A 22,094-nucleotide genomic window follows, 5' to 3' on the forward strand; every position below is an offset into this window, starting at 1 on the left:
CCTCGTGAGAGAGCGGGCATTTTTTATGGCCAGCAAACCTGCTTCTAGCGCAGCTGCACCGAAGTGCAGTTGGCCATAAACAGGTTTTAGATGGCGCCGCGAGCGCGCAGTACGGCCAGCACCTGCTTGACGCCGTCCTCCACCGACACGCTTTGGGTGTCGATGACCAGGTCGGCATCGAGCGGCACATCGTACGGGAAAGACTCGCCCGGGATGTTGTCGCCAGCTGCCGCATACAGCCCCTGCGGATCACGCTCGGCACATGCCTGCGGCGAGGCCTGCACGTAGACGGTGATCAGCCGCTCGGCACCGATCAGCACCTTGGCCTGCTCACGCCCTTCGGCATCCGGCGCCACGAACGCGGCCAGGGCGATCAGCCCGGCTTCGTTGAACTGACGCGCCACATGGGCTGCACGACGCCAGTTCTCGGCACGGCCGGCACGATCCTGCGGCAGGCCTTTGTTCAGATCATGACGCAGGTTCTGGCCGTCGAGAACATAGACCGCACGCCCCATGTCGAACAGCTTGCGCTCCAGGGCGTAGGCCAGGGTGCTCTTGCCAGCCCCGGACAGGCCGCTGAACAGCACGGTAGCCGGCTGCTGGCCGAGGCGCGCAGCACGTTCCTCGGTGGACACGTGGCCGCTGTCGGCATGGTGCGCGCCGCTGCTGGCATCGGCGATGATCATGCCAGCGCCTACGGTGCCGTTGGTCAGGCGATCAATGACGATGAACGCACCGGTGGTGCGGTTGTGCTCGTAGCCGTCCAGGGCGATGGGCGCATCCAGCGCGACCTTGACCTTGCCGATCTCGTTGAGCTGCAGGCTGCTCGCCGCGCCCTGCTCCAGGGTGTTCACGTCGACCCGGTGGGTGATGCTGGCGATCGAGCCCGGCACGTAGCTGGTGGCACGCTTGATGTCGTATTTCTTGCCCGGCAGCATCGGCTCTTCGGCCATCCACACCAGCATGGCGTCAAAGGTGTCGACTACCTGCGGGCGGTTGTCGGCGTGCACCAGCATGTCGCCACGCGATACGTCGATCTCGTCTTCCAGGGTCAGGGTGATGGCCTGGCCCGGGCCGGCCTGCTCCAGCTCGCCTTCGAAGGTGACGATGGACTTGACCCGGCTACCCTTGCCCGACGGCAGCGCGATGACTTCGTCGCCCTTGCGCACGATGCCGCTGGCCAGGGTGCCGGCGAAACCGCGGAAGTTGAGGTTCGGACGGTTGACGTACTGCACCGGGAAACGCAGGTCGTCGAAGTTGCGGTCGCCCGCCACTTCGACGCTCTCGAGGATTTCCATCAGCGACTGGCCGGTGTACCACGGCGAGCGCTCGGACTTGTTGACCACGTTGTCGCCCTTGAGCGCCGACATGGGCACGAACTCCAGGGTGCTCGGACGCAGGTTGATCTTCTCGGCGAAGGCCAGGTAGTCGGCCTTGATCTGCTCGAACACGCCCTGGTCGAAGTCCTTGAGGTCCATCTTGTTGATGGCCACGACGATGTGCTTGATGCCCAGCAAGGACGCGATGAAGCTGTGTCGCTTGGTCTGGGTCTGCACGCCGTAACGGGCGTCGATCAGAATGATCGCCAGGTCGCAGGTCGAAGCACCGGTGGCCATGTTGCGCGTGTACTGCTCATGGCCAGGGGTGTCGGCGATGATGAACTTGCGCTTGGCGGTGGAGAAATAGCGGTAGGCGACATCGATGGTGATGCCCTGCTCGCGCTCGGCCTGCAGGCCGTCGACCAGCAGCGCCAGGTCGACTTCCTCACCAGTGGTGCCGCTCTTCTTCGAATCGCGGGTGATGGCTTCCAGGTGATCTTCGTAGATCATCTTGGAGTCATGCAGCAGGCGCCCGATCAGGGTGCTCTTGCCGTCATCGACGTTACCGCAGGTAAGGAAGCGCAGCAGTTCCTTGCGCTCGTGCTGAGCCAGGTAGGCGTGAATGTCCTGGCTGATCAAATCGGATTGGTGACTCATGGTGGGTGATCCTCAGAAATAGCCCTGACGTTTCTTTTCTTCCATCGAGCCGGCGGCGTCGTGATCGATCACGCGGCCCTGGCGTTCGGAAGTCCGGGTCAGGAGCATTTCCTGGATGATGTCGGTCAGGCTTTGCGCCTCGGATTCCACCGCGCCAGTCAGCGGGTAGCAACCCAGGGTGCGGAAACGCACCTTCTTCTTCTGGATGCGCGCCTTCTCCTCATCGCTCAAGTGCTCGAGGATGCGCTCGTCATCGATCATGATCAGCGTGCCGTTCTTCTCGATCACCTCACGCTCGGCGGCGAAGTAAAGCGGCACGATCGGGATCTGTTCCAGATAGATGTACTGCCAGATATCCAGTTCGGTCCAGTTGGAGAGCGGGAACACGCGGATCGACTCGCCCTTCTTGACGTTGCCGTTGTACACGTTCCACAGCTCGGGACGCTGGTTCTTCGGGTCCCAGCGGTGCTTGCTGTCGCGGAACGAGTAGACGCGCTCCTTGGCACGGGACTTCTCTTCGTCACGACGCGCGCCACCAAAGGCGGCGTCGAAGCCGTACTTGTCCAGCGCCTGCTTGAGGCCCTCGGTCTTCATCACGTCGGTGTGCTTGGCACTGCCGTAGGTGAAGGGGTTCATGTCCTGCGCCACACCGTCGGGATTGATGTGGGTGATCAGGTCCAGGCCCATCTCGCTGACCATTTTGTCGCGAAAGCTATACATTTCCTGGAATTTCCAGCGCGTATCGACGTGCATCACCGGAAACGGCAGTTTGCCGGGAAAGAACGCCTTGCGCGCCAGATGCAGCATCACGGCGGAATCCTTGCCGATGGAATAGAGCATCACCGGGTTATCGAATTCGGCGGCCACTTCACGAATGATGTGGATACTTTCCGCCTCGAGCTGTTTCAAGTGCGTCAGTTTGTCGAGCATGGCTACTCACGAGGTCACGGTATTTATTCAGGCCAGACGGGCCTTGGACGAGCGCGCACTCTAGCACAGCGCCTACTTCTAATCAGGGCGCCGCTTAGATCGAAACGCTCTAGGTTTATTCCAGTGAAACAGGCACCAGCACCTCGCCTCGTGGCGACTCCGGAGCCAGGACTGCGGACTGGCAGGCCACCATGGCAACACCGAACATGCCCTGGTGCGGCGACGACAGACCAGACCACGTCCGCACGACAGTGTCGAACCGCCAGCAGTTTCGGAAGAAAAACCTCGGATTTTGTTTCCTGAGATTGTTGAACACTACACAGGGGGCTCCACCGGCTTTAGGCTTGCCAAGCCAGCGGCACTGAGCGCTCTAGCGCGCCCGCCGGCGTTATCGGAACCGGTTACCGCGCTCAAGGAGAGCCCATGCAACAACGCCCCCTTTCACTGTCCCTGCTCACTCTCGCCATTACAGCTGCCAGCCTCTCGGCCCAGGCAGAAACCTATCAGATCGATGACGGCCCCAAAACCTGGGAAAACATCATCATCACAGATGGTCTGAACATCAGCGGTGCGCTGACCACTGCAGCCGATGCACTGACCCTGAAGCCAGGTACCCAGGTGTTGGGCGATCTGATTGTCGACGCCACCATCAAGACCACGGGCGCCGAGAATGCGCAAGGCCGCTACGCCAGGCCACTGACCCTGGGCAGCCTGAACACTTACCTGAACGACAGAGTGCGCATCGACGGCGACTTGATTAACAAAGGTCGCCTCAGCACTGGCGGCAGTGACGCGATTGGCATCAGAGTGTACAACACCAATATCAGCGGCACCCTGCAAAATGAAGGGACTATTTCCGTTGAAGACAGTACCTTCGAGGGGGTCAACGGCAATGGGGCCGGCAATGCCATGCCCATGGGCCTCAATTTGAACAATGCCAACCTGGGCGGACTGAGCAACAGTGGCCGCATCGCGCTGACCAGCAGCGACATCGCCAGGGGCATCATGATGGGTTACTCCCAGGTAACCGGAGTTCTGGAGAACACCAGCAGCGGCGTTATCGAAGTCACGGGCGATGAGATCCGCGCCATATCCGTCAGCTTCCTGAACGACGTGGGCGAACTGATCAACGCTGGCACCCTGCGCGCCACCGGTATTACTGCACCCGGCGACGCCAGCAACCTCAGCGAAGCCAACGGTATAAGCGTCGGGGATAGTCTCGTTCGCGGCCGGCTGCTCAACAGCGGCAACATCACCGTCAGCGGCTACGAAGCCACAGGCATCGAACTGATCACTTATGGCAGTAACGGCGATCTGGCACGCGTCAATGGTGATCTCGTCAACAGTGGCAGCATTGATGTGAGCGCCGTGGCCGAGCCTGGAGCGACGGCCCGTGCTATCGAGATTTCCAATGCGACCGTCGGCGGAGCACTGAACAATAGCGGCACGATTATCGCGCGCGGCACCGACTCTGCAGCGATCCATGTCGATGGCGGACATATTGCTGGGGATATCTTCAACAGTGGAACGATACAGGGCGGCCGTTACGGTATCTATCTCAAAAATCTGCAGCCCAGTGAAAACCTTCCCGCCCACGTGCCGTTCAGCTTGATTCATCAAAACGCAGGAACGATTGAGGGGGGCGAGTATGCTCTCTATGCCGACCCTGCAAGCACCGAAGCACGGCTGATATGGGCCGGCGGCACGTTGAAGGGCAACATCCACGGCAGTACTTACATCGACGTGATTGGTGATGCTGTGTTCGATGGCACTCACATCAGCGGTTTTGGCTACGGCAACTCTGGTGGGGGTGGCATCGACCTGTTCAATGCAGAGGACAGTCCACTGGGCCGCGCAGCAAGTCTCACCCTAACGCAACCGCACGTGACCATTGATGGCCACCTGGAAATGAACCGTGGCACCGTGCTGCAACTCAACCTGAGCCAGGCTACAGATCCCCAGACGGCAATCGTGAAGGTACGCACGGATGCCTATTTCTCGCCAAGCAGCAGCATCGCCCTGCGCCCGACATCCGAAGACTTCCGCGCCACGGGCCGGGAGTACAAGGTGATCGAGGCGGGTTCTGTAGAGTACGAAGGTACCGATAAGCTGGTGGTCAGCAGCTCGGCCTTGTTGAATATCGACTCGATCGCGATCACCGACACAGAGGTAAGGGCAACGGTCACCACCAAGTCCGACGAGCAGGCCGGAGCGGTCGTCGGTACTGCGGGCGCCAGTGCCAATGCCAGGGCTGCGTTCGCGCCCTTCTACAGCAGTGCTTTGGGCCAACTGGACAACGATGACCCCGTATTCCAGGCGTTCGCCAATGCCGACGAAGCGCAGCTTGCCGCCCTCAGCGAACAGCTTGCGCCTCACGTTGATGGCGCCGTACGTGCTGCTGCCAATTCAGTACAAAGAATGGTCAGCGGCGCCGTTGGTTCTCGAACCTCTTCCCTGCGCGGAGCATCGTCCGGCTCGGCATTCAGCGAAGCGGGCTTTTGGGTACAAGGTCACGACAGCGACCTGCGTCAGGGCCGTCGCAGTGGTATCGCCGGTTACGATGCAGACAGCCGCGGCCTCAGCCTGGGCCTCGATGGCAAACTGAATGAGCAGTGGACGCTGGGTGTTGCCTACAGCAACCTGGACACCAAGGTCAGCGGTCGCACCGGCAACAAGAGCGAGATCGACAGCCAGGTACTGACCCTGTACTCGGGCTTCGAGCAAGGGCCGATCTTCGTCGATACCAGCCTGAGCTACGGCTTCAACGACAACACCAGCAAGCGAGACATCGCCGGTACCCGTGCCAAGGGCGAATTCGACAGCCGCTCCCTGGCGCTGAATCTGGAAGCGGGCTACGGCCTGCATGCCGGCGGCGTTACCCTCGAGCCCCGTGTAGCCACGCGCTACAGCCGTCTGGACATCGACAGCTACCGTGAAAAAGGCTCTTCGGCAGCACTGGCGGTGAGCAGCCAACGCTATGAAGCAATCGAGCTCGGTGCAGGTGCACGCCTGGCCAGTGCCATCGCGCTGGGCCAGGGAGCGCTGGAGCCGGAGCTGAAGCTGATGGCCTACCACGACTTCGCAGCCGATCAATCCAGCAGCACGTCGAGCTTCGTGCTCGGTGGCTCGTCTTTCGTGACTCATGGTGCCAAGCCGGCACGCGATAGCTACGAGGCCAGCCTTGGCGTCAACTACCGTATCGGCGCCCTGAGCCTCGGAGCAGGCTACGAGCATGTGGGCCGCTCGGGCTTCGATGCCGATACGCTCCGCGCGAAAGTCCGTTACGACTTCTGATTGTGACCACGTGGCGTTCAGGGCAAAACCTGGACGCCACCTCTCCTCCTACTCCCTTCTCAAATCGGATTCGGGCAATCGATGAACAGATGCTCGAGGGCGAAGCGCCGACTCAGGTATTCGCCCAGGGCCTGCACACCGTAGCGCTCGGTGGCGTGGTGGCCGGCGGCAATGAAGCTGACGCGGTTTTCGCGGGCGCTGTGGTAGGTCTGCTCGGATGCTTCCCCGGTGAGATACAGGTCGACGCCTGCGGCGATGGCCTGGTCGATGTAGCCCTGGCCGCCGCCCGTGCACCAGCCGATACGGCTGACCATTCTATCCTCCTCCACCAGCAGTGGTTCGCGGCCCAGCACCTCGTGGACACGCCGTGCGAAGTCGCGGGCACTCAACGGTTGCGCCAGGGAGCCGACCAGCCCGACGGTACGCGGGTTATCCGGTTCCAGCGGGCCTTCGACGGTGATATCGAGCTGGCGCGCCAGCTGAACGTTGTTGCCGACCTCGGGGTGCACGTCCAGCGGCAGGTGATAAGCCAGCAGGCTGATGTCGTTGGCCAGCAAGGTTTTCAGACGACGCTGCTTCATGCCGGTGACGCAAGGGTTCTCGCCTTTCCAGAAATAGCCGTGGTGCACCAGCAGTACATCGGCGCGCGCCTCGACGGCGGCTTCGATCATCGCCAGGCTGGCGGTCACACCGCTGACGATGCGCTGAACCTGGGGCCGTCCTTCGACCTGCAGGCCGTTGGGGCAGTAATCGCTGATGCGCGCAGCGCCCAGGTAGCGTTCGGCGTCCTCTACGAGCGTGGTCAGGGCGATGGCCATACAGTTTTCCTCACGAACGGTGGCGAACCGCTGCTTTCTTGGCGCGGTTCTCTATAATGGCGCACCTTAAGGGCCCGATAGGGGCCTCGCAACCCTCAGGATTGATCGATGTTCAAGGCCCTGCGTTTTTTCGGCTGGCCACTCTTGGTTGGCGTTCTGGTATCGCTGCTGATCATGCAGCAGTACCCGCAACTGGTCGGCCTGCCCATGCACGACGTGCAGTTGCGCCAGGCGCCGATCTACGCCCGCTCCCAGGAGGGCCCGGCCTCCTACGCCACGGCCGTCAGCGTCGCCTCGCCGGCGGTGGCCAACCTGTACACCACCAAGTACGTGGGCAAGTCCAACCACCCGTTGCTCGATGATCCGCAGTTCCGCAAGTTCTATGGCGACAACCTGCCCGGCCAGCGGCGCATGGAGTCCAGCCTCGGCTCAGCAGTGATCATGAGCCCGGAAGGTTACCTGCTGACCAACAACCACGTGACCGCCAATGCCGACCAGATCGTGGTGGCCCTCAAGGATGGCCGCGAAACCCTGGCCCGGGTGATCGGCAGCGACCCGGAGACCGACCTGGCGGTACTGAAGATCGACCTCAAGGACCTGCCGGCCATGACCCTCGGGCGCTCGGACAATATCCGCATCGGCGACGTCACCCTGGCCATCGGCAACCCGTTCGGCGTCGGCCAGACGGTGACCATGGGCATCATCAGCGCCACCGGGCGCAACCAGCTGGGCCTCAACACCTACGAAGACTTCATCCAGACCGACGCGGCGATCAACCCGGGCAACTCCGGCGGCGCGCTGGTCGACGCCTACGGCAACCTGGTCGGCATCAACACGGCGATCTTCTCCAAATCCGGCGGTTCCCAGGGTATCGGCTTCGCGATTCCGGTGAAGCTGGCGATGGAGGTGATGCAAGCGATCATCGAGCACGGCAAGGTGATCCGCGGCTGGCTGGGCCTCGAAGTACAACCGCTGACCCCGGAGCTGGCCGAGTCATTCGGTTTGGAAGGCCGCCAGGGCATCATCGTCGCCGGCATCTACCGCAACGGCCCGGCGCAGAAGGCCGGCCTGCAACCCAACGACCTGATTCTCAAGATCGACGGCGAACCGGCGGGCGATGCGCGCCGCTCGATGAACCAGGTCGCCCGCGCCAAGCCCGGCGAGACCATTCGCATCGAAGTGATGCGCAATGGCAAGCCGATGGAGCTCAAGGCCGAGATCGGCATCCGCCCGCCTGTCGCCACCAGCAACTGATCCACAGCCAAGGCTGCATCGTCTAGACACAGATGTTGCAGTTGGCAGGCATTAAAATGTAATGTTATTACGTTTTATAATTTGCCAAGGATCTGCATCTTGCGTCGCTCCCTCGCGCTGTTCAGCAGCTTGCCGCTCGGCTTGCTGAGTGTCTCCTCGTACGCCGAAAGCACCGGTATCCTGCAACTCGATGAGAGCGTGATCAGCGCCGAGCATCGCCAGGAGTCGGCCGATGGCCCGGTAATGGGCTACCGCGCCACGCGCTCGGCAACGGCCACCCGTACCGATACCGACATTCGCGACACGCCGCAGAGCATCCAGGTAGTGCCTGCCCAGGTGCTCGAGGATCTCAACTCCACACGCATCGACCGAGCCCTGGACTTTGCCGGCGGCGTATCGCGGCAGAACAACTTCGGCGGCCTGACCTTCCTCAACTACAGCGTGCGCGGTTTCACCACCGGCGAGCTGTACAAGAATGGCTTCGCCATCAACCGTGGCAGCTACAGCTCGCCGGATACCTCCAACATCGAGCGCATCGAAGTGCTGAAGGGGCCGGCGGCCAGTCTTTATGGCCGCGGCGACCCCGGCGGCCTGGTGAATATCGTCAGCAAGCGCCCGCAGGAAGAGGCCTTCAGCACGCTGTCGTTCAGCGCCGGCAGCTGGGATCGCTACCGCAGCAGCCTGGATGTGAACACGCCGCTAAGCGAAGACGGCAGCCTGCTGTCGCGAGTCAACATGGCAATCGAAGACAACGGCAGCTTTCGCGATCACGTCGACGGCGAGCGGCGCATCGTCAGCCCCTCGCTGAGCTGGCAGCTGTCCCCCGACACCCACCTGCTGCTGGACGCCGAGTTTTCGCGAACCGAGTCGGTATTCGACCGGGGCATTCCTGCCGTCAATGGCCAGCTTGGTTCGGTGAAGCGTTCGACCTTCATGGGCGAGCCCAATGACGGTGGTGTTCGCAATGACAACCAGACCCTCGACCTCGCCCTCGAGCATTACCTGAGCGACACCTGGAAACTGCGACTGGCCAACCACTACACACAGGGCACCTTGCAGGGCAACAGCTCGGAACCCCAGGCACTGGTCGGCACGACTATCAGCCGCTTCTATCGCCAGCGCGATTTCGAATGGAACGACAACATCACCCAGGCCGAACTGCATGGTGATTTCAAATTCGCTGGCTGGCAGCACCAGACGCTGATCGGTCTCGAGTACGAGAACTACCGCAACAGCCAGAAGTACCCGCAGAGTGCGACGCTGCTGAGCTATGGCCTGGATATCTACAACCCGGTGTACGGCCAGCCCAAACCGGTACTGACCCGCGCCAACGACTTCCACGAACGCACCGAAAGCTACGCCCTCAACCTGCAGGATCAGATTGCCTTCACTGACCGTCTGCGCGGCCTGATCGGCGTACGTTTGGAGCATATCGAGCAAACCTCGCTCAACCGAGCGACGCGCATCAGCAACACCCAGGAAAAGGACGTTGCCACACCACGCCTCGGCCTGCTCTATCAGCTCACGCCAGCGGTGGGCGTGTTCGCCAATGCCTCGACCTCGTTCAAACCCAACACCCTTGGTACTCGTGGCCAGGTGTACAAACCAGAGAAAGGCCTGGGCTACGAGACCGGCGTGAAGCTCGACCTGCTCGACGGGCGCCTTGGCGGCACCATCGCGCTGTTCCAGATCGACAAGGAAAACGTCATCACCACCGACGCCGTGGGCGACAGCGTCGCGGCCGGCAAGGCGCGCAGCCAAGGCCTGGACATGCAGCTCAGCGGCCAATTGAGCGACGCGGTGCGGGTCATCGGCGCCTACGCCTACATCGATGCCGAAGTCACCGAGGGCGATGCAGCGCTGCCCAAGGGCAGTGACCTGCTGGGCATCGCTCGCCACAGCGGCAGCCTGCTGAGCGTGTACGAGTTCCAGAACGGCACCCTGCGCGGGTCCGACATCGGCGCCGCCTTCAACTATGTCGGCGAACGCTCTGGCCAGGCGGGCAGCGACTTTACCCTGCCGTCCTACAGCACGGTCGACCTGCTCGCCCATTACAAGGCCAGCGAAGACGTGACCCTGGGCCTGAACCTCAACAACCTGTTCGACCGCAAGTACTACGAACGCTCGTTCAACAGCGCCTGGGTCGTGCCGGGCGAACCTCGCAACGTCAGCCTCAGCCTGTCTCTCAACCTCTGATCGAAGGAAGCATCATGCGCATCTCACACAAAACCGCCGCTCTACTCGCCCTCCTGGCCTTCGCCGAGCACGCCAGCGCCCATGGTCTGTGGACCGAGCAGCGCCGCGGCAACATCGAAGCAGTCTATGGCCACGGCGCCGAAGACGACGCCTTCAAAGCCGAGAAAATCAGCCGGGCATGGGCCTTCGACGCTGCCGGCAAGAGCATTCCGGTGACCATCGAGCGCCTCGCCGACCACGCACGCCTCAAGCCCCTGAATGCACCAGCCTCGCTTGCCGTGGCCCTGGATAACGGCGCCTGGTCGAAGACTGCCGAAGGCAAGTGGATCAACCAGGGCCGCAGTCAGGTACCCGCCGCCGTGGAAGCCTTGCACACCTACAAATACAGCCTGTCGATCCTCCAGGCACATGCCCACCTGCCAGACCTCAAAGGGCTGCGCATGGTGATCGTGCCCCTGGCCGATCCTCTGGAGGTCGGCGTCGGCAAGCCGCTTCCCGTACGCGTGCTGATCGACGGCAAACCGGCCGCCGACGTGAAGCTGATCGGTGACTACCGCAGCGCGCCGGATACCATCAGCGCCACCACCGACGCCAAGGGCGAAGCGCAGGTGACGGTACGCAACGAAGGCCTGAACGTGATCGCCGCCGAGGCCACCCAGGCGGTGAAAGGTGATGCGGACATCGATAGCCGTGGCTATTTCACTTCGCTGACCTTTATCGGCCAGGGCCATCAGCACTGAGCCGCGTCGCGTCACCGACTTCGCGGATACTAAAAAGCCAGGGCCTATGCCCTGGCTTTTTCATGGACGGCTGACGCTCAGAGCGACACGAGTGCGTCGAGCAGCGCCTGGTTCTGCTCGGGCGAGCCGATGCTGATGCGCAGGAACTGGGCGATGCGTTCTTGCTTGAAGTGGCGCACGATCACGCCCTGTTCACGCAGCGAGGCGGCAATGCCGGCGGCGTCACGCTGCGGATGACGGGCGAAGATGAAGTTGGCGGCTGACGGCAGCACCTCGAAGCCCAGAGCCTGCAGGCCGGCGACGACCTTTTCGCGGCTGTCGATCACTGCCGCGCAGGTTTGCTCGAAGTAGGCGCGATCCTCGAACGCAGCAGCAGCACCGGCGATAGCGATGCGGTCCAGCGGGTAGGAGTTGAAGCTGTTCTTGATCCGCTCCAACGCCTCGATCAGATCCTCGTGCCCCACCGCCAGGCCGACGCGCAGACCGGCCAGCGAGCGCGACTTGGACAACGTCTGGGTGACCAGCAGGTTAGGGTATTTGCTCACCAGACTGATCGCCGACTCGCCGCCGAAATCGATATAGGCCTCGTCCACCAGCACCACGCTGTCCGGGTTGGCCTGCAGCAGGCGCTCCACCGCCTCCAGCGCCAACAGGCAACCGGTTGGCGCATTGGGGTTGGGGAAAATGATGCCGCCGTTGGGCCGCGCATAATCCTCGACGCGGATCTGGAACTGCTCGTCCAGGGCGATCGGCTCGGCCTGGATGCCGTACAACCCGCAGTAAACCGGATAAAAGCTGTAGCTGATATCGGGAAACAGCAGCGGCTTGCCGTGCTGGAACAGGCCATGGAAGGCATGGGCCAGTACTTCGTCGGAGCCATTGCCGACGAACACCTGGCTGCTCGGCACGCCGTAGTAGGCCGCCACCGCCTGCTTGAGGCGATCGCCGTTGGGATCGGGGTACAGGCGCAAGTCGTCGTTCAGCTCGGCCTGCATGGCGGCGATGGCTTTCGGCGACGGGCCGTAGGGGTTCTCGTTGGTGTTGAGCTTGACCAGCTTGGTCAGCTTCGGCTGCTCACCCGGCACATAAGGCACCAGGCTCTTGACGAAGGGGCTCCAGAATTTGCTCATCTGCCCTTCTCTCCTCGAAATTGTTCAGACGACGTGATGGACGACAAGAACGTCGTCCACCCTACGATCAGCGATCAGTTCTTGATGCGGTATTCGGCGCTACGAGCATGGGCGGTCAGCGACTCGCCGCGAGCGAGCACTGAAGCCACCTTGCCCAACTCGGAAGCACCGTCGGCCGAACAGTGGATGATCGACGAGCGCTTCTGGAAGTCGTAGACCCCCAGTGGCGACGAGAAGCGCGCAGTGCCGGATGTAGGCAACACATGGTTCGGCCCCGCGCAGTAATCGCCCAGCGCTTCGGCGGTATAACGGCCCATGAAGATCGCGCCGGCATGGCGGATCTGCGGCAGGTACTGCTCAGGGTTTTCAACCGAGAGTTCAAGGTGCTCGGGCGCAATACGGTTGGCCACTTCGATGGCCTGGGCCATGTCTTCGACCAGAATCAGCGCGCCGCGGCCTTCGATGGAGGTCCGGGCAATGGCCTCGCGCTCCAGGCTCGGCAGCAGTTTGGCGATGCTCTCTGCTACCTTGTCGAGAAACGCGGCGTCCGGGCTGACCAGGATCGACTGCGCGTCTTCGTCGTGTTCGGCCTGGGAGAACAGATCCATGGCGATCCAGTCCGGGTCGGTCTGGCCATCGCAGACGACAAGAATTTCCGATGGCCCGGCGATCATGTCGATGCCGACCTTGCCGAACACGTGGCGCTTGGCGGTGGCCACGTAGATGTTGCCCGGCCCGACGATCTTGTCCACCGGCGGTACGCTCTCGGTACCGTAGGCCAGCGCGGCGACGGCCTGGGCGCCACCGATGGTGAACACCCGGTCGACGCCGGCAATGGCAGCGGCGGCCAGTACGATCTCGTTGATCTCGCCACGCGGCGTTGGCACCACCATGACCACCTCGGGCACGCCAGCGACCTTGGCGGGAATGGCATTCATCAACACCGAGGATGGGTACGAGGCTTTGCCGCCAGGCACGTACAGGCCGGCACGATCGAGCGGCGTGACCTTCTGGCCCAGCACCGTGCCGTCGGCCTCGGTGTAGGTCCAGGAATCCTGTTTCTGCTTTTCGTGGTAGCTGCGCACCCGGGCGGCGGCGGTTTCCAGCGCCTGGCGCTGCTCGGCGGTAATGCGGGTGAGCGCCAGTTCCAGGCGCTCGCGCGGTAGAATCAGGTCGGCCATGGAGGCTACTTCAAGGGCATCGAAACGCTGGGTGAATTCGACCAGCGCGGCATCACCGCGCTCGCGCACCGCCTTGATGATATCCAGCACGCGCCCATTGACGCCGTCGTCGGAGACGCTTTCCCAGCTCAGCAGATGATCCAGATGCTGGGCGAAATCCGCGTCGGCAGCGTTGAGTCGGCGAATGGCAACTGGAGCGGTCATAGCTGAAGCCTCATCTGGATGGCGGTATTCTCAGGCGCCGCTAGAGTAGCAAGCCCACCGTGCGGGCACCTGAGAATTTGGCAATGACACGGATAGGACGTGCGTGGCTGCTAGGCCACGCGAGAGAGGGTCAATGCGGATGATGGCTCTCGACCGCTTCACGCAGCGTGTCGATCAGAGCCTGGACGCGGCCGTGCTGCATCTTCATGGACGCTTTGTTGACGATCAGGCGCGAGCTGATGTGGGCGATCAGTTCCTGAGCTTCCAGGCCGTTGGCCTTGAGCGTGTTACCGGTGTCGACCACGTCGATGATCTTGTCGGCCAGACCCACCAGAGGCCCCAGCTCCATGGAGCCGTACAGCTTGATGATGTCGACCTGGCGGCCCTGTTCGGCATAGTAGCGCTTGGCGACGTTGACGAACTTGGTGGCCACGCGCAGCCGGCCTTTCGGCTCGGGCGCCCCCACCGCACCGGCGGTCATCAGCTTGCAGCGCGCGATACGCAGGTCCAGTGGCTCGTAGAGCCCCTGGCCACCGTATTCGAGCAGCACGTCCTTGCCGGCTACGCCGAGGTCGGCAGCACCATGCTCGACGTAGGTCGGCACATCGGTGGCACGCACGATCAGCAGGCGCACATCGTCCTGGGTGGTCGGGATGATCAGCTTGCGGCTCTTGTCCGGATTCTCGGTCGGCACGATGCCTGCCGCCGCGAGCAGCGGCAGGGTGTCGTCGAGAATACGGCCTTTGGACAGGGCAATGGTCAGCATGTGGTCAGCCCGGCACGCGGCGAATCTTCGCCCCCAGCAATTGCAGTTTTTCCTCGATGCATTCGTAACCACGGTCGATGTGGTAGATGCGATCGATCACGGTGTCGCCCTGGGCGACCAGCGCGGCGATGACCAGGCTCGCCGAAGCGCGCAGGTCGGTGGCCATGACCGGAGCACCCTTGAGCTGCGGCGCGCCGGTGACGATGGCGGTGTTGCCCTCGACCTGAATCTGCGCGCCCATGCGGCTCATTTCGTATACGTGCATGAAGCGATTTTCGAAAATCGTCTCGATCACCGTGCCAGTGCCTTCGGCGATGGCATTGAGGGCGATGAACTGCGCCTGCATGTCGGTCGGGAATGCCGGGTACGGCGCGGTACGCAGGCTCACGGCCTTCGGACGCTTGCCCTTCATGTCCAGCTCGATCCAGTCGGAACCGGTAGTGATCTCGGCGCCCGCCTCCTGCAGCTTGGCCAGTACGGCTTCCAGCGTGCTCGGGTCGGCGTCCTTGACCTTCACGCGGCCACCGGTGGCCGCCGCGGCGACCAGGTAGGTGCCGGTTTCGATACGATCGGGCATCACGTTGAAACGTGCGCCGTGCAGGCGCTCGACGCCATCGATGGTGATGGTGTCGGTACCGGCGCCCTGAATCTTCGCGCCCATGGCGATCAGGCAGTTGGCCAGATCCACCACCTCCGGTTCACGCGCGGCGTTTTCCAGAACGGTGCGGCCCTTGGCCAGGGTGGCGGCCATCAGGATGTTTTCGGTGCCGGTCACACTGACCATGTCGAAGAAGAAGTGCGCACCGCGCAGGCCGCCCTCGGGCGCCTTGGCCTTGATGTAACCGCCTTCGACATCGATGATCGCGCCCATCGCTTCGAGGCCACGGATGTGCAGGTCGACCGGACGCGAACCAATGGCGCAACCACCTGGCAGCGCCACCTCGGCCTCACCGAAACGGGCGACCATGGGGCCGAGCACCAGGATCGAGGCGCGCATGGTTTTCACCAGCTCGTAAGGCGCGACCAGCGTCTTCATGGTGCGCGCATCGACTTCGACGCTGAGCTTCTCGTCGATGATCGGCTCGATACCCATGCGACCGAACAGCTCGATCATCGTGGTGATGTCGTGCAGGTGCGGCAGGTTGCAGATGGTCACCGGCGCGTCGCCCAGCAGGGTCGCGGCCAGGATCGGCAGTGCGGAGTTCTTCGCACCGGAAATGCGGATTTCGCCGTCGAGACGCACGCCGCCCGTAATGCTCAATTTATCCATAGCTAATTCGTCGTCTCAGGAACGCGCGGCCCAGTCGGCACGGCTGAAGAATTTCATGCTCACGGCGTGGATGCTGCCATCGGCGATCCAGGGGTTGAGGTGAGCGTAGATCTGTTGCTGACGCTTGACCGGGCTGAGGCCGGCCAACTCGTCGCTGATCAGGTTGAGCTGGAAGTTGCAGCCTTCGCCGTCGACCTCTACCTGAACATCCGGCAATTTGGTCTCCAAGAAACTTTTTACCTCAAGGGCCTGCATGCTCAACCTCGATCAACGTATCCAATATGCGTGGACGTCGCCTGGCGACGCCTGTGAAAGCAGACCATGTCCGGACAGCGGGACGCGCCTGGCAGCGTCATTCGGTGATGACCGGCAGACATGGGGCCGGCATCATACCAAAAAATCGCCAGCGGCGATTTTCCACTTCAGCCGGCGGCGCGCCTGGTAGCCAAGCGCTCAGGCCGACATCGGCAGCACGTGCTGCAGCTCGCAAACCTTGGCGATTCCGCCCATATCCTGGGGCAGCGCCCGCACGCTCAGTTGCTTGCCAGCAGTGCGCGCATCGCGCATGTAGCACAGCAGCAGCGACAGGCCGACGCTGCTGGATTTCTCGACGGCCGAGCAGTCGATCACGCAAGCCGCCGCCTGAGTGGCACGGATCAGCCGCCCGCCCTGCTCACGCAGGGCCGGGCCACTCTGGTGGTCGAGCACGCCGGAGAGTGCGAACACGCCCGGCGCCTGCTCGACGATGGCCGCTGAACTCACGACGTCCCCCGAGCTTGGCGGGCCCTGGCGACGGTGTCGGCCCAGCTGTCGATGACCTTGTCGAGATCGTTGCGGTTGCTCTGCATCGACTGGGCGAACTGATCGCGGAACAGCTTGCCGACGTTGATGCCGTTGATCACCACGTTACGCAGCTTCCAGGTTCCGTCCATGGCGACCATGGTGTAGGACAGCGGGTACACGGTGCCCTTGCCGTCACGGATCTCCATGTTCACCGAAGTCCGTTGCGAGTCCTGCTTGCCGGAAGCCGGGATCACGCGAATGTCCTGGTTGTTGTATTCCAGCAGCGCGTTGCCGTAGAACTGCATCAGGCTGCGCTTGAAGTTTTCCTGGAAGCGCGTCATCTGCTCGGGCGTGGCTTCGCGGGAGTAGCGCACGGTCATCACGCTGCGCGAAATGCCGTCGACATCAACCACTGGGCCGAGAATCTCGTTGAGCGAGTTGTAGAAGGCCTCGGGATTCTGGCGGTACTCATCCTTGTTGGCTTTCAGATCAGCCAGCAGGGTGTCGGTGGTTTTCTGCACCACTTCGTGGGCAGCAGGCGCAGCCATGGCCATCAATGGCAGGGTGGCCAGCAGAGCGACAAGGCTGTTGCGCAGGGTCTTGATCATCATCGGGTACCTCATTGGCTTTCCTGGTCACGGTTCACCGAATTGAGCAAGAACTTGCCAATCAGGTCTTCCAGCACCAGGGAAGATTGGGTGTCGTGGATGGTTCCGCCATCGGCCAGCAACTCTTCGTCGCCGCCCACGCTGATACCCACGTACTTTTCACCGAGCAGACCAGCGGTCAGGATCGATGCGGTGGAGTCCACCGGAAGATTGTCGACAGCGCTGTCGAGTTCCATCGTTACGCGCCCGGTGTAGCTGTCGCGGTCCAGATCGATGGCGGTGACGCGACCGATATTGACCCCCGCCATGGTCACCTTGGCGCGTACGGTAAGGCCGGCAATGTTGTCGAAATGCGCGTAAACCTTGTAAGTGTCGACGTTGCTACCCGGCGCCAGACCGCTGACTCGCAGAGCCAGCAGCAGCAGGGCCAGCAGGCCGGCGAGCAGGAACAGGCCGACACCGATTTCCATCGTGCGGTTTTGCATCAGAAATCTCCAAACATCAAAGCGGTCAGAATGAAGTCCAGCCCCAGTACGGCCAGCGAGGCATACACCACCGTGCGGGTGGTCGCACGGCTGATGCCTTCGGAAGTGGGTTCGCAGTCATAGCCCTGGAACACGGCGATCCAGGTCACCACGAAGGCGAAGACCAGGCTCTTGATCACGCCGTTGAGCACGTCTTCGCGGAACGAAACACTGTTTTGCATGTTGGCCCAGAACGAGCCTTCGTAGACACCCAGCCAGTCGACGGCGACCATCGCGCCGCCCCAGATGCCGACCACGCTGAAGATCATCGCCAGCAGCGGCATGGAAATGAACCCGGCCCACAGGCGCGGCGCGACGATGTGCTTGAGCGGGTCGACGCCGATCATCGCCAGGCTCGACAGCTGCTCGGTGGATTTCATGTTGCCGATCTCGGCGGTCAACGCCGAGCCGGCACGCCCGGCGAACAGCAGCGCGGTCACTACCGGCCCAAGCTCGCGCAGCAGCGTCAGGGCGACCATCTGCCCCACCGCCTGTTCGGAACCGTACTTGGCCAGAATGCTGAAGCCCTGCAGCGACAGCACCATGCCGATGAACACACCCGATACCACGATGATCGCCAGGGACAGCACACCCACCGAATACAGCTGCTTGATCAACAACTGCAGGCCATTGCCCGAGGTGCCGCGGCCGAACAGCGCGCGCAGTAGAAAGATCGTCGAACGCCCGAGCGCGGCGACCACATCGATACCCGCCCGCCCGAACAGGCGAACGCGTTCGAGTGAAGATGTCCTGCGCATCAGCGCCCTCCCAGTAGATCGTCGTGGTAATTCGGCGCTTGGAAATGGAAGGGAACCGGGCCGTCTGGCGTTCCCTGCATGAATTGACGTACCCGTGGATTATCCGAGTCACGCAGCTCGGCCGGCGTTCCCTGGCCCAGCACCTGACTGTCGCCGACCACGTAGATGTAGTCGGCGATGCTGGCCGTTTCGGCCAGATCATGGGACACCACGATGCTGGTGATCCCCAGCGCATCGTTGAGCAGACGAATCAGCCGAACCAGCACGCCCATGGCGATCGGATCCTGGCCGACGAACGGCTCGTCGTACATGAGAATCTGCGGATCCAGAGCGATTGCCCGCGCCAGCGCCACGCGACGCTTCATGCCACCGGATAGCTCATCAGGCATCAGCTCGATGGCGCCGCGCAAGCCGACGGCCTGCAGCTTCATCAGAACAATGTCACGAATCATTTCTTCGGGCAGCTGGGTGTGCACACGCAGCGGAAAGGCCACGTTCTCGAACACGTCGAGGTCCGTGAACAGCGCGCCGCTCTGGAACAGCACGCCCATCTGCTTGCGCATATCGAACAGCTCGCTGCGCGACAGGTCGGGCAGGTTCAGGTCATTGACCCGAATCTCGCCAGCGCTCGGGCGCAGCTCGGCCGCGATCAGGCGCAACAGCGTGGTCTTGCCACAGCCGGACGGCCCCATGATCCCGGTGACCTTGCCACGCGGGATGCAGATATCGACGTTCTTGAAGATGTGTCGCTCGCCGCGCTGAAAACTTACGTTCTTAAGCTCGACCGCGTACTGATTTTCCGCGCTCATCGGAACTCCATTGCGTACTGCCTTCCTAATCAGACGCCCGGGATCGGGACAAGGGCACTCCGTTCGCCCCTAGAAAAGGCTGCGGACTATAGCATTTGCGCATTTGCCCGCCAAAGCTGGGCCGCACCAGCGTTCAGGGTTGTGACAGCTTTGCCATTTACCGGTTGCTGCATGAATGATGAGTCCACAGGGCTTTCCCGCTATAATCCCCGTCTTTTTCGTCGAGCAGTCCAAGCCGAGCATGAACCAGACCCGCGACCTGATTGATTCCGCACAGCGCACCATTCGCCTCGAGATCGAGGCGGTGCAAGAGCTGCTGCCTCGTATCGACGCCAATTTCGTCAAGGCTTGCGAGCTGATCCTGGCCAGCAAGGGCCGCGTGGTCGTGGTGGGCATGGGCAAGTCCGGGCATATCGGCAACAAGATCGCCGCGACCCTGGCCAGCACCGGCACCACGGCGTTCTTCGTGCACCCGGCCGAGGCCAGCCATGGCGACATGGGCATGATCACCCGTGACGACGTGGTGCTGGCGCTCTCCAATTCGGGCTCCACCGCGGAAATCGTCACCCTGCTGCCGCTGATCAAGCGCCTGGGCATCACCCTGATCAGCATGACCGGCAATCCCGAGTCGCCACTGTCGAAGGCCGCTGAAGTCAATCTCGACACCCGCGTGGCTAAGGAAGCCTGCCCGCTCAACCTGGCGCCGACCTCCTCCACCACCGCCTCGCTGGTGCTGGGCGATGCATTGGCCATCGCCCTGCTGGAAGCCCGCGGTTTCACGGCCGAGGATTTCGCCTTCTCCCACCCCGGTGGTGCTCTGGGTCGCCGCCTGCTGCTCAAGGTGGAGAACGTCATGCATGCCGGGGACAGCCTGCCTCAGGTCAAGCGCGGCACCAGCCTGCGCGATGCCCTGCTGGAAATGACTCAGAAAGGCCTGGGCATGACCGCCGTTCTGGAAAGCGACGGTCGACTGGCCGGCATCTTCACTGACGGCGACTTGCGTCGCGCCCTGGACAAAGGCATCGACGTACGCGATGCCCGCATCGACGACGTCATGACCCCCCATGGCAAGACCGCCCGGGCCGACATGCTTGCCGCCGAGGCCCTGAAGATCATGGAAGACAACAAGATCAGCGCTCTGATCGTGGTCGATACGAACCATCGTCCGATCGGCGCCTTCAACCTGGGCGACCTGCTGCGCGCGGGGGTAATGTGATGAACGATCTACTGCAACGCACCCACGCCATCAAACTGGCGATCTTCGACGTCGACGGCGTGCTGACCGATGGCAAGCTGTATTTCCTGGTCGACGGTAGCGAATTCAAGACTTTCAACACGCTCGACGGCCAGGGCATCAAGATGCTCATCAACTCCGGCGTACGCACTGCCATCATCAGCGGTCGCAAAACGCCGGTGGTCGAGCGCCGCGCCCAGAACCTCGGCATCCAGCACTTGTACCAGGGCCGCGAGGACAAGCTCGACGTCCTCGACGAGCTGCTCGGCGAACTGGGCCTGAGTTACGAGCAGGTGGCCTACCTGGGCGATGACCTGCCTGACCTGCCGGTGATTCGCCGCGTCGGCCTGGGCATGGCCGTGGCCAGCGCCAACGACTTCGTGCGCCAGCACGCCCACGGCGTGACCCAAGCACGGGGCGGCGAAGGCGCTGCTCGTGAATTCTGTGAACTGATCATGCGCGGACAGGGCACGCTTGACGCCGCCCAATCCGTCTACCTGTAGGGCTCGCCGATGCTGCGCAAATTCCTCACTCCCGTCCTGCTGACCTTCGGCGCACTGCTGGTGGTGGCGGCTGGCTACTGGAACATCAACCCGGACAGCTTCTCCAGCGCGCCGCAGCACACTGGGCCGGAAAACCCCATCGATTTCTATGCGATCAACGCGCGCAGCGTGCAGTATCTGCCCGACGGTCGCGTCCAGAACGACATGACCAGCGAAAAACTCGAGCACGTGCAGAGCACCGACACCACGCTGCTGACTGAACCGCGCATGAACCTGTTCCGCGGCACCGAGCTGCCCTGGAAGGTACGTAGCGCCCGTGGCGAAGTCGGCCCCGACGGCAACGAAGTCGAACTGATCGATCAGGTGCGCGTCGAGCGTACGGACGAAAAGGGCCGCCCCACTATACTCACCACCAGCCGCCTGACCGTATTCCCGCAGAAGGAATATGCGCAGACCCAGCAAGCCGTTAGAATCGACGCGGCCAATGGGGTGACCACGGCACAAGGAATGAAAGCGTACTTGAATGACGGCAGGATGATCCTGCAGTCCAACGTAAGAGGCCAGCATGAGGTTCGTTAAAACCCTCCCCCTACTTCTCAGCCTCGGCGCCACGCTCGGAAGCGTAAGCGCCTGGGCTCTGCCGAGTGACCGCGATCAACCGATCCGCGTGCAGGCCGACAGCGCTGAACTGGACGACAAACAAGGCGTGGCGGTATACCGCGGCGACGTGGTGATCACTCAGGGCACCATGAAGATCACCGGCGACACCGTCACCATCACCCAGAATGCGCAGGGTGAAGTCGACGTGTTCACCTCGGTGGGCAAACCTGCCTATTACGAGCAGAAGCCGGCCGCCGACAAGCAGATCGTCAAGGCGTACGGCCTGACCATCCAGTACTTCGCCGCCAACGAGCGCATCGTGCTGATCGATCAGGCCAAGGTCGTGCAGGAAGGCAACACCTTCGAAGGCGAGAAGATCGTCTACGATACGCGCCGTCAGATCGTAAACGCCGGCCGCGCCACCGGCACCAACGTGTCGAGCCCGCGACCGCGCATCGACATGGTGATTCAGCCGCAGAAGAAGGCAGCCCCCGCTGCCGAGCAGGGCCAATAACC

The 22,094-nt window shown here is 62.5% G+C and carries 21 protein-coding genes; 8 read left to right on the forward strand and 13 right to left on the reverse strand.

What is annotated here, in order from left to right; translation table 11 throughout:
* Window positions 1-86 precede the first annotated feature (86 nt).
* Window positions 87-1,976, reverse strand: coding sequence for a sulfate adenylyltransferase subunit CysN (gene cysN / locus BVH06_RS07135; protein WP_075929196.1), 1,890 nt, complete (start codon window positions 1,974-1,976; stop codon window positions 87-89).
* Between the two features lie 12 nt (window positions 1,977-1,988).
* Window positions 1,989-2,906: a sulfate adenylyltransferase subunit CysD gene (gene cysD, locus BVH06_RS07140; protein WP_075929197.1), complete on the reverse strand. Its 918-nt coding sequence runs from the start codon at window positions 2,904-2,906 to the stop codon at window positions 1,989-1,991.
* 423 nt (window positions 2,907-3,329) lie between these two features.
* On the opposite strand from cysD, the gene BVH06_RS07145 reads away from it, so the two are divergent.
* Window positions 3,330-6,200, forward strand: coding sequence for an autotransporter outer membrane beta-barrel domain-containing protein (locus tag BVH06_RS07145; protein WP_083651901.1), 2,871 nt, complete (start codon window positions 3,330-3,332; stop codon window positions 6,198-6,200).
* A 59-nt stretch (window positions 6,201-6,259) separates the two neighbouring features.
* Here BVH06_RS07145 and BVH06_RS07150 read toward each other — a convergent pair whose 3' ends face one another.
* Window positions 6,260-7,018, reverse strand: a complete 759-nt coding sequence (locus BVH06_RS07150; RefSeq protein ID WP_075929198.1) for a Nif3-like dinuclear metal center hexameric protein — start codon at window positions 7,016-7,018, stop codon at window positions 6,260-6,262.
* Window positions 7,019-7,126: 108 nt separating this feature from the next.
* On the opposite strand from BVH06_RS07150, the gene algW reads away from it, so the two are divergent.
* From algW to BVH06_RS07165, 3 genes are all read left to right on the forward strand, one after another.
* Window positions 7,127-8,272 (forward strand): Do family serine endopeptidase AlgW, encoded by a 1,146-nt coding sequence (gene algW, locus BVH06_RS07155; RefSeq protein WP_075929199.1) that lies wholly within the window; start codon window positions 7,127-7,129, stop codon window positions 8,270-8,272.
* Window positions 8,273-8,368: 96 nt separating this feature from the next.
* The gene (locus tag BVH06_RS07160) at window positions 8,369-10,468 is read left to right on the forward strand and encodes a TonB-dependent siderophore receptor (protein WP_139315594.1); all 2,100 of its coding nucleotides are present in this window, start codon (window positions 8,369-8,371) and stop codon (window positions 10,466-10,468) included.
* Between the two features lie 14 nt (window positions 10,469-10,482).
* Window positions 10,483-11,208 carry a DUF4198 domain-containing protein gene (locus tag BVH06_RS07165; protein WP_075933632.1) on the forward strand — a complete coding sequence of 242 codons (726 nt, stop codon included), beginning with the start codon at window positions 10,483-10,485 and terminating at the stop codon, window positions 11,206-11,208.
* A 77-nt stretch (window positions 11,209-11,285) separates the two neighbouring features.
* On the opposite strand, the gene hisC is transcribed toward BVH06_RS07165, so the two are convergent.
* The 10 genes from hisC to BVH06_RS07215 all read right to left on the reverse strand — a co-directional run bounded on the left by hisC (window position 11,286) and on the right by BVH06_RS07215 (window position 19,241).
* On the reverse strand, window positions 11,286-12,338 hold the full coding sequence (gene hisC, locus BVH06_RS07170) for a histidinol-phosphate transaminase (protein ID WP_075933633.1): 1,053 nt from the start codon (window positions 12,336-12,338) through the stop codon (window positions 11,286-11,288).
* A 74-nt stretch (window positions 12,339-12,412) separates the two neighbouring features.
* Window positions 12,413-13,723 (reverse strand): histidinol dehydrogenase, encoded by a 1,311-nt coding sequence (hisD, locus tag BVH06_RS07175; protein ID WP_075929202.1) that lies wholly within the window; start codon window positions 13,721-13,723, stop codon window positions 12,413-12,415.
* 130 nt (window positions 13,724-13,853) lie between these two features.
* Window positions 13,854-14,489, reverse strand: coding sequence for an ATP phosphoribosyltransferase (hisG, locus tag BVH06_RS07180; RefSeq protein ID WP_075929203.1), 636 nt, complete (start codon window positions 14,487-14,489; stop codon window positions 13,854-13,856).
* A gap of 4 nt (window positions 14,490-14,493) precedes the next feature.
* A complete protein-coding gene (gene murA / locus BVH06_RS07185; protein ID WP_075929204.1) occupies window positions 14,494-15,759 on the reverse strand; it encodes a UDP-N-acetylglucosamine 1-carboxyvinyltransferase in 1,266 nt (421 codons plus the stop codon).
* Window positions 15,760-15,774: 15 nt separating this feature from the next.
* A complete protein-coding gene (locus BVH06_RS07190; RefSeq protein WP_027909990.1) occupies window positions 15,775-16,014 on the reverse strand; it encodes a BolA family protein in 240 nt (79 codons plus the stop codon).
* A gap of 198 nt (window positions 16,015-16,212) precedes the next feature.
* Complete coding sequence (locus BVH06_RS07195) at window positions 16,213-16,521, reverse strand: lipid asymmetry maintenance protein MlaB (RefSeq protein ID WP_075933634.1); 309 nt, start codon at window positions 16,519-16,521, stop codon at window positions 16,213-16,215.
* Window positions 16,518-17,150, reverse strand: coding sequence for a phospholipid-binding protein MlaC (locus tag BVH06_RS07200; RefSeq protein WP_075929308.1), 633 nt, complete (start codon window positions 17,148-17,150; stop codon window positions 16,518-16,520). The genes BVH06_RS07195 and BVH06_RS07200 overlap by 4 nt, the downstream gene beginning before the upstream one ends.
* 11 nt (window positions 17,151-17,161) lie before the next feature.
* Complete coding sequence (gene mlaD, locus BVH06_RS07205) at window positions 17,162-17,635, reverse strand: outer membrane lipid asymmetry maintenance protein MlaD (protein WP_075929206.1); 474 nt, start codon at window positions 17,633-17,635, stop codon at window positions 17,162-17,164.
* Window positions 17,635-18,432: a lipid asymmetry maintenance ABC transporter permease subunit MlaE gene (gene mlaE / locus BVH06_RS07210; protein ID WP_074881392.1), complete on the reverse strand. Its 798-nt coding sequence runs from the start codon at window positions 18,430-18,432 to the stop codon at window positions 17,635-17,637. Before mlaE ends, mlaD begins: the two co-directional genes overlap by 1 nt.
* Window positions 18,432-19,241, reverse strand: coding sequence for an ATP-binding cassette domain-containing protein (locus tag BVH06_RS07215; protein ID WP_075929207.1), 810 nt, complete (start codon window positions 19,239-19,241; stop codon window positions 18,432-18,434). Before BVH06_RS07215 ends, mlaE begins: the two co-directional genes overlap by 1 nt.
* A gap of 241 nt (window positions 19,242-19,482) precedes the next feature.
* Between BVH06_RS07215 and BVH06_RS07220 the strand changes: the two genes are divergently transcribed.
* The 4 genes from BVH06_RS07220 to lptA are packed head-to-tail and all read left to right on the forward strand — an operon-like array spanning window position 19,483 to window position 22,092.
* Window positions 19,483-20,457, forward strand: a complete 975-nt coding sequence (locus tag BVH06_RS07220; protein WP_075933635.1) for a KpsF/GutQ family sugar-phosphate isomerase — start codon at window positions 19,483-19,485, stop codon at window positions 20,455-20,457.
* Entirely contained in the window at window positions 20,457-20,978 is a 522-nt protein-coding gene (locus BVH06_RS07225; protein WP_075929209.1) for an HAD family hydrolase, read from the forward strand. The genes BVH06_RS07220 and BVH06_RS07225 overlap by 1 nt, the downstream gene beginning before the upstream one ends.
* A gap of 9 nt (window positions 20,979-20,987) precedes the next feature.
* Window positions 20,988-21,557 carry an LPS export ABC transporter periplasmic protein LptC gene (gene lptC, locus BVH06_RS07230; RefSeq protein ID WP_075933636.1) on the forward strand — a complete coding sequence of 190 codons (570 nt, stop codon included), beginning with the start codon at window positions 20,988-20,990 and terminating at the stop codon, window positions 21,555-21,557.
* Complete coding sequence (lptA, locus tag BVH06_RS07235) at window positions 21,544-22,092, forward strand: lipopolysaccharide transport periplasmic protein LptA (protein ID WP_075929211.1); 549 nt, start codon at window positions 21,544-21,546, stop codon at window positions 22,090-22,092. The genes lptC and lptA overlap by 14 nt, the downstream gene beginning before the upstream one ends.
* Window positions 22,093-22,094 lie beyond the last annotated feature (2 nt).

Source organism: Pseudomonas sp. PA27(2017), from assembly GCF_001945445.1.
In the GTDB taxonomy this organism is placed as follows: domain Bacteria; phylum Pseudomonadota; class Gammaproteobacteria; order Pseudomonadales; family Pseudomonadaceae; genus Aquipseudomonas.